The organism is Sphingopyxis sp. LC363 (genome assembly GCF_000756385.1).
In the GTDB taxonomy this organism is placed as follows: Bacteria; Pseudomonadota; Alphaproteobacteria; order Sphingomonadales; family Sphingomonadaceae; genus Sphingopyxis.
Window position 1 is genome coordinate 1 of sequence record NZ_JNFC01000018.1, and the last position, 15871, is coordinate 15871.

Here is a 15871-nt window from a genome sequence, read left to right on the forward strand (position 1 = left end):
CCCCCCCCCCCCGCCCGCTCATCCCGTAACAGGTTGATGCCGTATGAGGCTTGCCATGCCCTCTTCAAATCCCGACGCGGGCGCTTTCGCCCCGGTCGTCGCCGGATTTGAAGACCGCATGCGCGTCCAGGACCGGACGCAGGCTCCTTTCGGCAATAACGTCTTTTTTCCTTTCACCCGTATCCGCCGCGGCCTTCCGCAAGGAGGGTTAGCGGGATTTTTTGATGGCGCGCCGAGGCGCGCTTGGAGTGTATCTAATGACCACGCGCATGTTGATCGACGCGCGGCACCGGGAAGAAACCCGGGTCGCCGTCACCAAGGGCAACCGAATCGAGGAGTTTGATTTCGAGTCCGCCGAGCACAAGCAGCTCAAGGGCAATATCTATCTGGCCAAGGTGACCCGCGTCGAACCGTCGCTGCAGGCGGCATTCGTCGAATATGGCGGTAATCGCCACGGCTTCCTCGCTTTCAGCGAAATCCACCCCGACTATTACCAGATTCCGAAGGAAGACCGCGACGCGCTGCTGCGCGAAGAGGCCGAACATGCCGCCGCCGCCGCGCAGCGCGCCGAGGAGGATCTCGACGAGCTCGAGGGCGATGTCGCCGATGTCGAATATCACGACGAAGACGAAAATGGCGATGCCCCTGTCCCTGAAACCATCGGCGAAGATGGAGATGGCGACGAGGAAGAGGCCGCCGAAAACGGCGATGCCGAGGATGGCGAAAGCGAAGAAGGCGCCGAAGAAGGCAAGGATGGCCGCGGCGATCGCAAGCGCCGCGGGCGTGACGGCCGCAAGGGCGGACGGGGTCGCGGACGGGGCCGCCGCAATGACGACGAGGATGGCGAGAGCCGCATGTCGCTGCGCCGCCGCTACAAGATTCAGGACGTCATCCGTCGCCGCCAGGTGATGCTGGTGCAGGTCGTCAAGGAAGAGCGCGGCAACAAGGGCGCGGCGTTGACCACCTATCTGTCGCTCGCCGGCCGTTACTGCGTGCTGATGCCGAACACGATGCACGGCGGCGGGATCAGCCGCAAGATTTCGAACGGCGCCGATCGCCGCAAATTGAAAGCGATGATCGACGAGCTCAACCTGCCGCCGACGATGGGCTGCATCGTCCGCACTGCGGGAATGAGCCGCACAAAGGTCGAGATCAAGCGCGACTTCGACTATCTTGCACGCCTGTGGGACGAGATCCGCGAGAATACGCTGGGCAGCTCGGCACCCGCGCTGATCCATTCGGACAGCGACCTCGTCAAGCGCGCGATCCGCGACATCTATCATAAAGACATCGAGGAAGTGCTCGTCGAGGGCGACGAGGGCTATAAGGCGGCGAAGCAGTTCATGAAGCTGCTGATGCCGAGCCACGCGCGCCGCGTGAAGCAATATGCCGACCCCGTCTCGCTCTATCAGCGCTACGGCGTCGAGGACCAGCTCGCGGGGATGCTAAACCCCGTCGTCCAGCTCAAATCGGGCGGTTATCTGGTAATCAATCCGACCGAGGCTTTGGTCTCGATCGACATCAACTCGGGCCGCTCGACGCGCGAGCATAATATCGAGCAGACCGCGCTCAACACCAACCTCGAAGCCGCGCACGAGATCGCGCGCCAGCTGCGCCTGCGCGACATGGCGGGGCTCGTCGTGATCGACTTCATCGACATGGATCATGGCTCGAACGTCCGCAAGGTCGAGCGTGCGATGAAGGAGGCGCTGAAGAACGACCGCGCACGCATTCAGGTCGGCCGCATCTCGGGCTTCGGCCTGATGGAAATGAGCCGCCAGCGCCTGCGCACCGGCGTGCTCGAAGCTTCGACGCGCCCCTGCCCCCATTGCGAAGGCACTGGGCTTGTCCGCACCGCGAGCTCGGCGGGCCTGAGCGCGCTGCGCCTGATCGAAGAGGAAGCCGCGCGCGGCAAGGGCAACAAGATCACCCTGCGCGCGAGCCAGGAGGCGACCTTCTACCTCCTCAACGAAAAGCGCCGCGAACTGCGCGAGATCGAAGAGCTTTACGGCGTCACGGTCGAAATCCTGCCCGACGGCGAGACCGAAGGCGCGCGCATGGCGGTCGAAGTGAGCGGCCCGCCGCCGGTCGCGCGGCGCAGCTTCGCCCCGATCGCGCCGATCGAGGATGACGACGACTATCCCGAGGACGAGGAAGAAGAAGCCGAAGAGGAAGCTGCCGACGAACGTCCTGCGCGATCGCGCGACCGCGAGGAGGGCGAAGGCGATGGCGACGGGCGCAAGCGACGCCGCCGTCGACGCCGTGGCCGTCGTGGTCGCCGCGACGAAGAAGGCAATGAAATCGGTGAAGGCAGCGAAGGCGGCGAGGATCGCGATGGCGACAGCGCCGACGAAGCCGAAACCGCGCCGGCCGAAACTGTCGAGGCTGCTTCGGAAGCGGACGCCGAGGAGGCCGAAGCCAAGCCGCGCCGCCGCCGTGGTGGACGCAGCCGCAAGAAGGCCGATACCGCGGACGTCGCCGACGAGGCGGTAGTCGAAGCCGAAGCGGCGCCGGTCGAAGTGGCCGAAGCCGCCGAACCGGTCGCCGAAGAAGCACCGGTTGCCGAGGAGAAGCCGAAGCGCAAGCGGGCGCCACGCAAAACCAAGGCAGCGGCCGAAGCCGAAGCGGCGGCTGCGGCCGTCGATGCAGCGCCGGTTGCCGAAGCGGCGCCTGAGCCCGAAGCCGAACCCGCCAAGCCCGCGCCCAAAAAGCGTGCGAGCCGCGCCAAGAAGGCCGTCGCCGCCGAGGCCGCGCCCGAAGCCGCCACGACGCGCGACGCCGAACCGGTCGCCGCCAATGGCGACGAGGGCGAGGAAGGTCCCGACGGCGAACCGCGCCGCGGCTGGTGGCAGCGCACCTTTGGCAATTGATCGTCCAAGCCGATCGGGCGGCAATTAAACCGCGGCAGTTGATCGCAGAAATCGCGAGCTGATCTTGCGTCCGCGCAACCTGAACCCCAATAAGCCCACATGGCTTCACTCGGGGTTCAGGCGCGCGGCGCAAGAAGGGCGGGGATGACCGCTTTCCCGCCGCAACCCGCGTCCGGGGCGCAAAGGCCGCGCCCCTTCTTCCGTATCCTGCTGATCTTGCTGGCGACGTTCGCGATCGCGATGCGCCCCGCGATGGCGCAATCGATCCTGCGCGACGCCGAGACCGAGGCGCTGTTCCAGGACATGATGGACCCGCTCACCGTCGCGGCGGGACTCCAGCCGGGACAGGTGCGCGTCCATCTCCTCGGCGACCGCAGCATCAACGCCTTCGTCGCGGGCAGCCAGGACATCTATGTCTTCAGCGGGTTGATCGAAGCCGCCGACAGCGCCGAAGAGGTGCAGGGCGTGCTCGCGCACGAACTCGGCCACGTCATGGGCGGTCACGCGATCCGCGTCAACGAAGGCGCAAAGGCGGCGAGCGGTATCTCGCTGCTCAGCCTGCTGCTCGGCGCCGCGGCGATTGCGGCGGGCGGCGGCGAGGCGGGAATGGGCATCATGATGGCGGGCCAGCAGGCCGCGCTCGGCAAATTCCTCGCCTTCAGCCGCGTCCAGGAATCGACCGCCGACGCCGCGGGAGCGCAATATCTGTCGAAGGCCGGGATCAGCGGCCGCGGCAGCCTCGCCTTCTTCAAGAAATTGCAGAATCTCGAATTCCGCTATGCGGTGAAGCAGGACGATGATCAGGCCTATGGCCGCACCCATCCGATGTCGGGCGACCGCATCCAGACGCTGCGCGAGGTCTATGTCATCGATCCGGCATGGAACAAGCCCGCTGACCCCGCGATCGAAAAGAGATTCCAGCGGATCAAGGCCAAGCTGTCGGGCTATATGTCCGAGCCGGAGCGGACGTTGCGCAAATTTCCCGAAAGCAACAGCAGCATCCCGGCGCGCTACGCCCGCGCCTATGCCTGGCACAAGAGCGCCTACCCGCAAAAGGCCCTGGCAGAGGTCGAGGGATTGCTCGCGACGAATCCGAACGATCCCTATTTTCTCGAGCTTGAAGGCCAGGTGCTGCTCGAATCGGGGCGCCCCGAGGAAGCGATCCCCCCGCTGCGCAAGGCGGTGTCGCAGTCGCGCTCGCAGCCATTGATCAGCGCGACATTGGGCCATGCGCTGATCGCGACCGAGGACCCGGCCAACTATCCCGAGGCCGAGCGCGTACTGAAAACCGCGGTTGCGCTCGACAACCAGAATCCCTTCGCCTGGTATCAGCTCGGCATCGTCTATGCGAACAAGGGCGATCAGGCGCGCGCGGCGCTCGCCTCGGCCGAGCGTTACAGTCTTGAGGGTGGACAGGCGGGGCTCGCGCTGCGTAATGCCGAAATGGCGATGCAGGGACTGCCCCAAGGCTCCCCCGACTGGATCCGTGCACAGGATATTTCGATGGTGGCCCGCGCCGAGGTGGAACGCGAGCGCAAACGGCGTTAGATTCAGTAGGATTAACGGGGACCGCATCGCTAAAATGATGCGCAAGGGCAACAAGTGACTGATAAAAAAGACGATTATTACCAGCCGTGGTTGCGCGACCCCGCGCCGACGCCGGGCATGGGCGCGCCGACGCAAGGCGAAGGGCTGGCGAAACCGAAAGAAGAGCCGCCCGTCGGCATCGACCTGACGCGATATGGCAAACCCGAGAAGCCGCGCGGCGAGCCACTGGTGAAGCCTGAAGCGATCAAGGCAGGCGCCGCGAATCTGTGGGACCGTATCCGCAACGGCGCGGAGGCCTTTGCCGACTGGACGATCCGCGTCGGCGAACGCGCCGACATCCCCGCGCGCGTCGAGGCGATGGAGATTCCGCGCCGCTCGCGCGAACTCGCCGCGAAAACCGGCGCCGTCACCACTCGCGCCGCGCGCGCCGCCGGGCGCGGATCTGCGAAGGCGGGCCGCGCCGCGGCCAAGGCGAGCGGCGACGCCTGGGAGAAGATGGCGCTCGGAGACAAGGCCCGGAAACTGTCGAGCGACGCCGGGCGCGGACTCGGCGAGGTTGCGGGCAAAACCAGGGCGGGCGTCGTCGATATCGCCAAGGCGAGCGGCGAAAGTCTGCGCGAACAGCTGGGCGACGCCGCGACCAAGCTGCGCCCCGCGCCGCGCGAGGAAATGGCACCGCCGCCGTCGGGGCTCGAACAATTGCTCGCGCGCGAGGAAGCCGAAGCGAAGGCCGCTGCGACGAAGGCCGCAGCGCCCGACCTGCCGCTGTTCGCGGGCGACGCCGCGATTCCGGCGATGGCGAAGCCCGCGCCCGAAAACGCGGCGAGCATGATGGAAGGCGACGACCGCTCGCCGATCGCGCAGCCGGCCAAAAAAACTACAGACACCAAAGCGATGGCGTCGCAGCGTTCGCCGCAAATCAAGGGGGCCGGGATGGAAGGCGTTTCCACACGCATATGGGGCCTGGCGCTCGGCGGCCTGTTGCTCCTCGCGCTCGCCTTCTGGCTGGGCGAACGGTTCGGCGGCGGGATGAGCAAGAGCGAGGTCGAAACCATTGTCGCCGACTATATCAAGGCCAACCCGCAGATCATTCCCGAGGCGCTCGAAGCGCAGCGCAAGGGCGAAATCGCGAGGGCCATCGACGCGATCCGCCCGGCGCTCGAAAAACCCTATGCCGGCGCATGGGCGGGCAACGCCGACGGCGACGTCACTTTGGTCGTCTTCACCGACTATGCCTGCGGCTTCTGCCGCGCGAGCGTGCCCGACGTCGACCGGCTGATCCGCGAGGACAAGCGCCTGAAGGTCGTGTTCCGCGAATTGCCGATCATCGCCCCGCAGAGCCGCGACGCCGCGATCATGGCGCTCGCCGCCGCGCGGCAGGGCAAATATGACGCCTTCCACCATGCGATGTTCCAGGCGTCGTCGCTCGAACCCGCCGCCATCGCGGCCGCGGCGGAAAAGGCGGGTGTCGTGACCGACGGCAGCGCCGACGCGACCGCGAACGAGGCACTGTTCCAGCGCGAGCTCGACAGCAACCTCGCGATCGCGACCCAGCTCCAGCTCAACGCCACCCCGACCTGGATCGTCGGCGATCAGCTGTTCCAGGGCCAGATCGGCTATGACGCGCTGCGTCAGGCGGTCGGCAAGGCCCGCGCGGCAAAAAGCTGAGGCAAGCGGCATTGGCGACCGTCACGCTCGACCAGGCACTCGCCAACGCCCGCCAGCTTTTGAACGGCCAGCCCGGCGCGGCGCTCGCGCAGGCGCAGGCGATCATCGACGAAGTGCCTACCTCGGCAGCGGCGCACCGGCTCGCCGCGCAGGCGCTCCGCGCGCTGGGCCGCGAGGAGGAGGCGCAGGGCGCTTCGCTCGCTGCGGTTTCGGCGACAATCCACGACGACGCGATGGTTGACGCAGCGCTCGCGCTTTCCGAAAATCGCCTTCCCGACGCCGAGGGTACGTTGCGCCAGCGGCTGCGCGAGGATGCGACCGATGTCGCCGCGATCCGGATGCTCGCCGAAGTCGCGGGGCGGCTCGGGCGCTATGAGGATGCCGAAAAGCTGCTGTCGCGCGCCTTGCAGCTCGCGCCGGGCTTCGGCGCGGCGCGCGCCAATCTTGCGACCGTCTATTACAAGCAGAACCGCTTTGCCGACGCGGCCGCGACGCTCGATGCCGTGCTTGGCGAGGACCCCGACAATCCCGCGCACGCGAACCTCCGCGCCGCCGCGCTCGGCCGCATCGGCGGCTATGACGAGGCGCTCGCGCTCTACGAGGAGCTGACCCGCCGCTTTCCCGGTCATGCCAAGCTGTGGATGAGCTATGGCCATATGCTCAAGACGGTCGGGCGGCAGGACGACGGCATCGCGGCCTATCGCCGCGGGCTTGCCGCCGACCCGGGGCTCGGCGAAATCTGGTGGAGTCTCGCAAATCTCAAGACGATCCGTTTCGACGCGGGCGATCGGGGCCAAATGGAAGCGGCTCTCGCCGCCGCCGAACCCGATGGCGAAACGCGCGCCGACGACCGGCTGCACCTGCATTTCGCGCTTGGCAAGGCCTATGACGATGCCGGCGACCATGCGCCCGCCTTTCGCCACTATGCCGCGGGCAACGCCATCCGGTCGGGTCAACTCGGCTATCGCTCCGCCGACACTAGCGCGGCGGTCGATGCGATCATCGCCACCTGCACGCCCGACTTTTTCAGCGCGCGCGCCGGGGCGGGCAATCCGGCGCCCGACCCGATCTTCATCCTCGGCATGCCGCGCGCGGGATCGACGCTGATCGAACAGATCCTGAGCTGCCACTCGGCGATCGAAGGCACGATGGAACTGCCCGACATCCCGGCGCTCGCGCTCGGGCTCGGCCGCGAGGCAAAGCAGGACGGACGCCGCTGGATCGAGGCACTGGCCAAAACCCCGTTCGCCCGGCTCACCGAACTCGGCGCGGCCTTCCTCGATCGCACCGCCGTGCAGCGCAAGACCGGCAAACCCTTCTACATCGACAAGCTGCCGAACAACTGGCTCTACACCGCGTTCATCCGGCTGGTGCTGCCAAATGCGAAGATCATCGATGCGCGTCGGCATCCGCTCGACTGCTGCTTTTCGAACTTCCGTCAGCATTTCGCCAAGGGACAGGCGTTCAGCTACGGCCTCGCCGACGTCGGCGCTTATTACCGGGATTATGTGCGGCTGATGGCGCATATCGACGCCGTGCAGCCCGGGCGCGTCTACCGCGTGATCCACGAAGCGCTGCTCGACGACCCAGAGGCCGAGGTGCGCGCGATGCTCGCCTGGCTGGGCCAGCCGTTCGAGGACGGGTGCATGGCGTTTCACGTCAACGCGCGCGCCGTCCGCACCGCGTCGAGCGAACAGGTGCGCCGCCCGATCAACCGCGACGGCGTCGGGCAGTGGCGGCCCTATGAAGAATGGCTCGCCCCGCTGAAAGGCGCGCTGGGGCCCGTGCTCACCGCCTATCCAGCCGTACCCGCCGATTTCGGCTGAAGCGCCCGCGACGAAACGTTGCCTTTGGGCAACAGCCCGCGACATTTTCGACCAACAACCGCTGCACCGCACAACAATGCTTGCGCTCGCGCCGCACTCGGTCATTCTCCGTCACATGACTGTCATCTGAGGGGGATCTCATGCGGAAGCTATCGGCAGCATTTACAAACAGCGGCGCCTTTCTGCTCGGCAGCACGATATTGTGCACGTCGGGAACCGCGCTCGCACAGCAAGCCAATATAAACGACGACCGCGACATCGTGGTCACCGCGTCGAAGCGCGAACAGAATCTGCAGGACGTGCCGCTCGCCATCACCGCGATCGGGACCGAACGGCTTGACGAGTTGCAGGTCAAGGAATTTCAGGACGTCGTCAAATTCCTTCCGTCGGTGACGATCCAGACCGCCGCGCCCGGGTTCAGCCAGGTCTATTTCCGCGGCGTCGCATCGGGCGAAAATGCCAATCATTCGGCCTCGCTGCCCACCGTCGGCACCTACCTCGATGAAATGCCGATCACGACGATCCAGGGCGCGCTCGACATCCACGCCTATGACCTTGCGCGCGTCGAGGCGCTCGCCGGGCCGCAGGGCACGCTCTATGGCGCGAGTTCGATGGCGGGCACGATCAAGCTCGTCACCAACCAGCCCGACACCAGCGGCACCTATGGCGAGGTCGGCGTCGAGCTCAACAATGTCGCGCACGGCGATTTCGGCGGCGTCGTCGAGGGCTTCATCAACGCCCCGCTCGGCGAGCGCGCGGCGCTGCGCCTCGTCGGCTGGTATCGCCACGACGCGGGCTATATCGACAATATCCCGGGTAGCCGCACCTATCCGATCAAGCGATATGTCGGCGACGATCTGGTCGACCTGCCCGGCGACGACATCGTCCAGACCAACGCGGCGCTTGCCGAGAAGAATTACAACGACGCCGACACCTATGGCGCGCGCCTCGCGCTCGGCATCGATCTCGACGAAGACTGGACGCTGCGCCCGACGATCATGGGCCAGATCCAGAAGACCAACGGCAGCTTTGCGCAGGAACGGTCGAGCGCGGTCACCGGCAAGCTGCAGACGGTCCAGTACAATCCCGAATCGTCGAAGGACAAATGGCTGCAGGCCGCGCTGACGATCGAAGGCAAGCTCGGCAATTGGGATCTGACAGTGACCGGCGGGCATCTTCGCCGCAAGACCGACGTCGAGAGCGACTATTCGGACTATGCCTATTTCTACGACGCGCTCTATGGATCGGCGGTCTATCTTTACGACAATGCCGGCGACCAGATCAGCCCGAACCAGTATATCCAGGGCATCGACCGCTATCGGCGCAACTTCTTCGAAGCCCGCGTCGCCTCGCCCGCCGATGCGCGCATCCGCTTCATCGGTGGCATCTTCTGGCAGCGGCAAAAGCACAATATCGAGCAGCATTATATCATCGACGACCTGTCCGACGACCTGCAGGTACCCGGCACCGTCGACAATATCTGGCTGACCAAGCAGATCCGCGTCGACCGCGACTATGCCGCCTTCGGCGAGATCAGTTTCGATATCACCGACCGGCTGACGCTGACCGGCGGCGGCCGCGTGTACAAATATGACAACAGCCTTGTCGGCTTTTTCGGCTACAACAACCCCGGATTCAGCAGCAATCCGGTCTATGCGTGCCAGGGACCGGCGGTGGTCGACGGGTCGCCTTGCACCAACCTCGACAAGAGGACGAAGAAGACCGATTTCATCCACAAGCTGAACCTGACCTACAAGTTCAGCGATGATGCACTCGTCTATGCGACCTGGTCGCGCGGCTTCCGTCCCGGCGGCATCAACCGGCGCGGATCGCTCCCGCCCTATGGCTCGGACACGCTCGACAATTATGAATTCGGGTGGAAGACGAGCTGGGGTCCGGTGCGTTTCAACGGCGCGATCTATCAGCAGGACTGGAACGACATCCAGCTCTCCTTCCTCGGCCTCAACGGGCTCAGCGAAATCCGCAATGCCGGCATCGCGCGGATTCGCGGGGTCGAACTCGACCTCGGTTATCGGCAGAACGGTTTCTCGATCAACGCGGGCATGAGCTATAACGACGCCGAGATCCGCCGCGATTTCTGCGCGATCGCCAACGACGCTTTCGACTGCACATTGCCGGGTGCCGACGGCGCCGAAAATGCGCTGCTCGCGCCGAAGGGCGCCGGCCTGCCCATCACGCCAAAGTTCAAGGGCAATATCGTCGCGCGCTATGAATTCCCCGTCGGTGGCCTTGGCGGGCATGTCCAGTTCGCGGTCAATCATATCGGCAAAAGACGCAGTGACGTGCGCACACTCGAAAACGGCATTAAGGGCATGTTCGACGCCTATACGACCGCTGACATCAGCCTCGGAGTGAAGGGCGATAGCTGGAAAGCCGAGCTTTTCGCGACCAATTTGTTCGACAGCAACGGCGTGATCAACGCGGGGGTCCAGTGCCTCGAAACCACCTGCGGCGACCCCGACGGCGTCACCGCGAACGGCGGCGTCTTCTATGACACGGTCGTGCGTCCGCGCCTGATCGGGATCAAGGTCAGCAAGGAATTCTGACCGGGTGAGCGATTTTTCGACCGGCAGCGAAAGGCCGGGCCGCAAGCTCGGCCTTTCGATGTGCATCGCGCTCGTCATGGGCAATATGATCGGGTCGGGCGTGTTTCTGCTCCCCGCCAGCCTCGCGCCCTTCGGCTGGAACGGCGTCGCGGGCTGGGCGATCACGATTGCGGGCGCGCTCGCGCTTGCCTTCGTCATCGCGCGGCTCACCGTCGCCTTTCCGGCAGCGAGCGGACCGACCGCCTTCGTCGAACTTGCCTTCGGACGGGTCCCGAGCTTCATGATCGGCTGGGCCTATTGGGTCTCGGTATGGACCGCGAACGTCACGCTCGCGGTCGCGAGCGTCTCCTTCCTCGGCCTCTTCGTCCCCGCGATCGGCGATCATATGGCAATCTCGACGATTGCGCTGATCTGGCTCGTCACCGCGATCAACTGGCGCGGCGCGCGCGCGGCGGGACGCTTCCAGATCGTCACGCTCGCGATCAAGCTGATCCCCCTCGTCACCGTCGTCGTGCTGATCCCCATCGCCTTTGGACGCGGCGAGCCCGTGACGATCACGCCATTTCCTGCCGAAGGGCTCTCGCTGACCGCGGTCAGCGGATCGGCGATCCTGACGCTGTGGGCGCTGCTCGGTTTCGAATCGGCGAGCGTCGCCGCCGACAAGGTAGCGAACCCGACGGTCACCATTCCACGCGCAACGATCATCGGCACGCTTGCAACCGGCCTCCTCTATCTGATCGTCTGTTCGGCGATCGCGCTGATGCTTCCCGCCGCCGCGGTCGCAACCTCGGAAGCGCCCTTCGCGCTGTTCGCCGAAACCTATTGGGGCCATGGCCCCGCGATGTGGATCGCCGCCTTTGCCGCAGTGAGCGCGCTCGGCGCGCTCAACGGCTGGACGCTGATCCAGGCCGAACAGCCCGCGCGGCTTGCCGAACAGGGGCTGCTTCCCGCCTGGTTCGCGAGGACGAACCGCCACGGCACGCCCGCCGCGGCACTGCTGCTGTCGAGCGCCATCGCGACCGTCTGCGTCATCCTGAACAACAGCAAGTCGACGAGCGAGATGTTCACCTTCATGGCGATCCTCTCGACCTCGGTAACCTTGTGGCTCTACCTCGCCTGCGCCGCGGCGGCGTTGCGGCTGCGCGTCGCGATCTCCGTCGCGCTCGCGGGGCTCGCCTATGCGATATGGACGCTATGGGGCGCCGGAGCGGGCGTCAGCGCGATGAGCCTGATCCTGATGGCGGCGGGGCTGCCGCTCTATATCTGGACGCGATTGTCAGCGCCATCGCGGCGCGAAGAGGCCCCGGTCGCGTAGGATGACCTGCGCGGCATTATGCCCCGGCGCGCCGGTGACGCCGCCACCGGGATGCGTGCCCGCGCCACACATATAAAGGCCCTTCACCGGCCCGCGATAACCGCCGTTGCCGAATATCGGGCGCGCCGCCCAGAGCTGGTCGAGGCTCATATTGCCGTGCATGATGTCGCCGCCGACGAGGCCGAACTTGCGTTCGAGCCCCTTGGGCGACAGGCGCGTCTGGGCGATGATACTCGCGCGGAAACCCGGCGCATGTTTTTCGACCGTGTCGATGATCGTGTCCGCGGCGATTTCCTCCTCATCATCCCAGTCGCGGCCACCGGGAAGCTCGGGCGCGAATTGCTGGCAGAAGAGGCTGGCGACATGCTGTCCCGGTGGGGCGAGACATTCGTCGACGGTCGAGGGGATCAGCATTTCGACGATCGGCGCCTTCGACCAGCCATATTGTTTCGCGTCAAGGAAGGCGCGATCCATATAGTCGAGCGTCGGCGCGAGGATGATTCCCGACTGGTGATGCTCGCCGGGCTCGGGGAGGCAGGTGAACTTCGGCAGCTCCGAAAGCGCAACATTCATACGGAACGTCCCGCTGCCCGCCTGGAAGCCCTTGATCCGGCGCTGGAAGTCGGCGGGCAGGTCGCTCGCGTCCATCATCCGTTCGTAGAGCAGCTTTGGCCCGACATTGGCGATCACGCGCGCCGCGGCGATTTCCTCGCCGCCGACAAGCTTGACCCCGACCGCCTTGCCGCCGTCGACCAGCACCTTCGCGACCGGGCTTTCGAGGCTGATCTCGACGCCATGATCGCGGCAGACCTTCGCCATGATTTCGGTGATCTTACCCATGCCGCCGACGCTGTGCCCCCACGCGCCCTTCTTGCCGTTCACTTCGCCGAAGACGTGGTGGAGCAGGACATAGGCGCTGCCCGGCGTGTCCGGGCTGGCATAGTTGCCGACGACCGCATCGAAACCGAAGGCCGCCTTGACCGCCTCGCTCTCGAACCAGCTGTCGAGCATCGTCCGCGCTGACTTGGTGAAGAGGTCGAGCACGTCGCGTTGCTGTTCGAGACCGAGTCCCGCAAAGCGCCGGCCCTGCCGCGCCCCATCGAGCAGCGTGCGCAGCCCCTCGCCGACATTGGGCGGGACGCGCAGCGCCAAGTCGCGGAGCAGTTCGGCGACATTTTCGAGCGCGTCATAATATTGCGGCAGCACCTCGGCATCGCGGTTGCTGAATTTGCGGAACTCGGCCTGCGTGCGTTCGAGCCCGCCGCCGAGCTTCAGATAGGTTCCGTCCTCCTGCGGCAGGAAATTGCTGATCGGCCGCTCGATCACCCGATAGCCATGATCAGCGAGCTTCATGTCGGCGATCACCTTGGGCTGGAGCAGGCTGACCGTGTAGCTTGCGACCGAATTCCTGAAGCCCGGCGCGAATTCCTCGGTCACCGCGGCGCCACCGACGACGTCGCGCGCCTCAAGGATGCGGACCTTCAGCCCAGCCTTCGCGAGATAGAAGGCGCAGACGAGGCCGTTGTGGCCGGCGCCGATGATGAGGGCGTCATAGGGCTTGGTCATGAAAATTCCTTGGCGAGCGGGGACTGGACATGCTGCCCGCCGAAGCCGAGGCCGAGAATGCGGCCCGGGATGCGGCGGAGCAGCGGGATGGCGTCGAGCAGGCGGACCGCGAAGGGCACGCGGGTGATTTCGCCGCGCAGCATCGGTTCGACGACGCGCCGGTGCGCGGCGCGCTGGAGCGCCTGCATCCGCACCGTCGGCTTCCAGCGCCGCGCCTGCACCTTGGCGAGCAACGGATCGGGGTCGGCCCCCGCGGCGAGCGACGCAGCGAGGATGTTCGCCGCCGCCACCGCGTCCTGCACCGCGAGGTTGATCCCGACGCCGCCGACCGGCGACATCGCATGCGCGGCATCGCCGATCGCCAGCAGCCCCGGGCGCGACCAGCGCGTCAGCCGGTCGAGCGCGACCGACAGCAATTTGACGTCGTCGAAGCCCCGGATCGCATCGATTCCGGCGGCGAGGCCGGGCGCGATCTCGACGATGCGCTCGCGGAAGGCGGCAATGCCCTTCGCCTCGATCGGCGCGAAGCCGCCCTTCTCGATGATCTGCGCGCATTGCCAATAATCGCCGCGCGGAATCGCGACGACCATGCCGCCCTTGTCGATCGTGCCGAGCGCGACTTCGGACATATCCATGCCCGCGGGCACGGGGATACGGAACCACAGCACGTCCATCGGCGCGCCGAGATCGTGAAGCGGCAGCGCGGCAGCGTCGCGCAGCACCGAGCGGCGCCCGTCGGCGGCGATGACGAGCTGCGCCTGCAGCGTCTCGCCGGTCGCCAGCGTCACGCCGCTGACGCGACCCGCACCGTCATAGGTCAGGCCGGTCGCCTCGGTCGACATGCGCAGGTCGAACGTCGGGTAGCGCCTACCCTGTCCCGCGATGAAATCGAGCAGGTCCCATTGCGGCATCATCGCCACGAAGGGCGCCGCAACGGGCAGATGCTTCATCGTCGCGATCGTATAGCGCCCACCCAGCAGATTGAGCGTCATCGTGTCGATCGCGGCGTGCGGCTCCTCGAGCAGTTCCCCCAGCAGTCCGATCTCGCTGAACAGCTCGAGCGTCGAGGGATGCACCGTGTCGCCGCGGAAGTCGCGGAGGAAATCCTTATGCTTTTCGAGCACCGTCACCCGCACCCCGGCGCGCGCGAAGAGCAGCCCCGCGACCATGCCGGCGGGCCCGCCGCCGACGATGATGACCGGATGATCGCTCATGCTCCCCTCCCGCTTGCGGGAGGGGCCGGGGGAGGGCCTGTCCCGTTCGACGTCGGAGGGAACCGCCCCTCCCCTAACCCCTCCCGCAAGCGGGAGGGGAAGCTTATCGGCTCCACCCCGCCGCTGGCGCCCGCTCCAGCCGCGCTTCGGGGATGATGTCGCGCATCCGCGCGCAGAAATGCTTGAGGCAGACTTCCTTGTCGCTGAGCGGCCCCATCGAGAAGCTCTTCGACTGCATGCCCTGTTGGACGCGAGTAATCAGCGCGGTGTCCTCGGCATTGACCTGGCGGTTGATGCGCCAGTTGAGGTAGCGCGCGGCCTTCATCTCGCGGCGCCACTCTTGGGAATAGGCGTCGGGCAGGACATAGCTGATCTCGCGGATCAGGCAGCTCGTCGGCCCGGTCGGCAGCCATTGCATGAAATCGACCTGATCGGGATAGATGTCGAAGGCGACATTGGGCCAGAGCTTGAAATAGAGCCAGTGGCGCTGGTTGGCTTCGGGCAGATGCGGGACCGGCGGCAGCAACCGCTGATACATGCGCTCGGACCAGTTGGCCGACGGCCGGTCGATCAGATCGCCCCACATGCGATCGACATTTTCTTCGGCCTCGACGCCATAGCTTTTGCCGAACAGGCGCGTCAGGCCGGGATGCGCGACGGGAATGTGGAGGCCGTCCGAATAATTGTCGCCGACATTCTTCCAGTTGACCTCGCGCGGGCGCAGCGTGACGCGGCCGAGTGCGCCGAGCTCCTCGAAGCGGTAAGGCTCGATCATCGCTTCATAGGGCGCCATCATAGACGCGACCGATGGACCGCCGTCGTCGTCGAGCCGCACGAACCAGAAACCGCGCCATTGTTCGAGCCCGACCGGAACGAGCCCCGCCTTGCCCTTGTCGAGCGTCGGGTAGCTGGCCGAATCGGGCACGCCCGTCAGCCGGCCATCAAGTTCATAGGTCCAGGCGTGATAGGGACAGACGAGCTTCTTCGCGCAGCCCGCCGCGCCGTCGACGAGGCGCGAGCCGCGGTGGCGGCAGACGTTGGTGAAGGCGCGGACGATGCGGTCGGTACCGCGGACGAGGATGACGCTCTCGCCGCAATAATCGATGCTGTGCCAGTCGCCGGAGTTCGGGATGTCGCTGTCGTGGCAGACGACCTGCCAGCTCGGGCGGAAGATGCGGTCGATCTCGGCGGCGTGGAAGTCGGGGTCGCTGTAGGTCCAGGCGGGGAGCGACCAGCCGCCCAAGGGGTCGACGTTCTGGAAGTTGTCGAAGGTGTCGCGTAGCGTTGCCATGATCGG

At 66.0% G+C, this 15871-nt stretch carries 9 protein-coding genes; 6 read left to right on the forward strand and 3 right to left on the reverse strand.

The genetic code is table 11. The annotated features are described in order from the left end of the window. Positions 1-257 precede the first annotated feature (257 nt). The 6 genes from FG95_RS08220 (at position 258) to FG95_RS08245 (ending at position 11794) form a co-directional block, all read left to right on the forward strand. Entirely contained in the window at positions 258-2870 is a 2613-nt protein-coding gene (locus FG95_RS08220) for an Rne/Rng family ribonuclease (RefSeq protein WP_037555221.1), read from the forward strand. A gap of 144 nt (positions 2871-3014) precedes the next feature. After that, positions 3015-4418, forward strand: coding sequence for a M48 family metalloprotease (locus FG95_RS08225; protein WP_200880174.1), 1404 nt, complete (start codon positions 3015-3017; stop codon positions 4416-4418). Between the two features lie 54 nt (positions 4419-4472). Continuing rightward, positions 4473-6086 carry a DsbA family protein gene (locus FG95_RS19845; protein ID WP_052182205.1) on the forward strand — a complete coding sequence of 538 codons (1614 nt, stop codon included), beginning with the start codon at positions 4473-4475 and terminating at the stop codon, positions 6084-6086. Positions 6087-6097: 11 nt separating this feature from the next. Beyond that, positions 6098-7912 carry a tetratricopeptide repeat-containing sulfotransferase family protein gene (locus tag FG95_RS08235; protein ID WP_037555223.1) on the forward strand — a complete coding sequence of 605 codons (1815 nt, stop codon included), beginning with the start codon at positions 6098-6100 and terminating at the stop codon, positions 7910-7912. A gap of 140 nt (positions 7913-8052) precedes the next feature. After that, the gene (locus FG95_RS08240) at positions 8053-10479 is read left to right on the forward strand and encodes a TonB-dependent receptor (protein WP_037555225.1); all 2427 of its coding nucleotides are present in this window, start codon (positions 8053-8055) and stop codon (positions 10477-10479) included. A 58-nt stretch (positions 10480-10537) separates the two neighbouring features. Further along, the gene (locus FG95_RS08245) at positions 10538-11794 is read left to right on the forward strand and encodes an amino acid permease (RefSeq protein WP_081933070.1); all 1257 of its coding nucleotides are present in this window, start codon (positions 10538-10540) and stop codon (positions 11792-11794) included. On the opposite strand, the gene FG95_RS08250 is transcribed toward FG95_RS08245, so the two are convergent. From FG95_RS08250 to FG95_RS08260, 3 genes are all read right to left on the reverse strand, one after another. Further along, positions 11756-13360, reverse strand: a complete 1605-nt coding sequence (locus FG95_RS08250) for a phytoene desaturase family protein (RefSeq protein WP_037555228.1) — start codon at positions 13358-13360, stop codon at positions 11756-11758. The two genes, FG95_RS08245 and FG95_RS08250, sit on opposite strands and share 39 nt — an antisense overlap. Then, positions 13357-14574, reverse strand: a complete 1218-nt coding sequence (locus FG95_RS08255; protein ID WP_037555229.1) for an FAD-dependent oxidoreductase — start codon at positions 14572-14574, stop codon at positions 13357-13359. Before FG95_RS08255 ends, FG95_RS08250 begins: the two co-directional genes overlap by 4 nt. 103 nt (positions 14575-14677) lie before the next feature. Continuing rightward, positions 14678-15865 (reverse strand): aromatic ring-hydroxylating oxygenase subunit alpha, encoded by a 1188-nt coding sequence (locus FG95_RS08260; RefSeq protein ID WP_037555272.1) that lies wholly within the window; start codon positions 15863-15865, stop codon positions 14678-14680. Positions 15866-15871 lie beyond the last annotated feature (6 nt).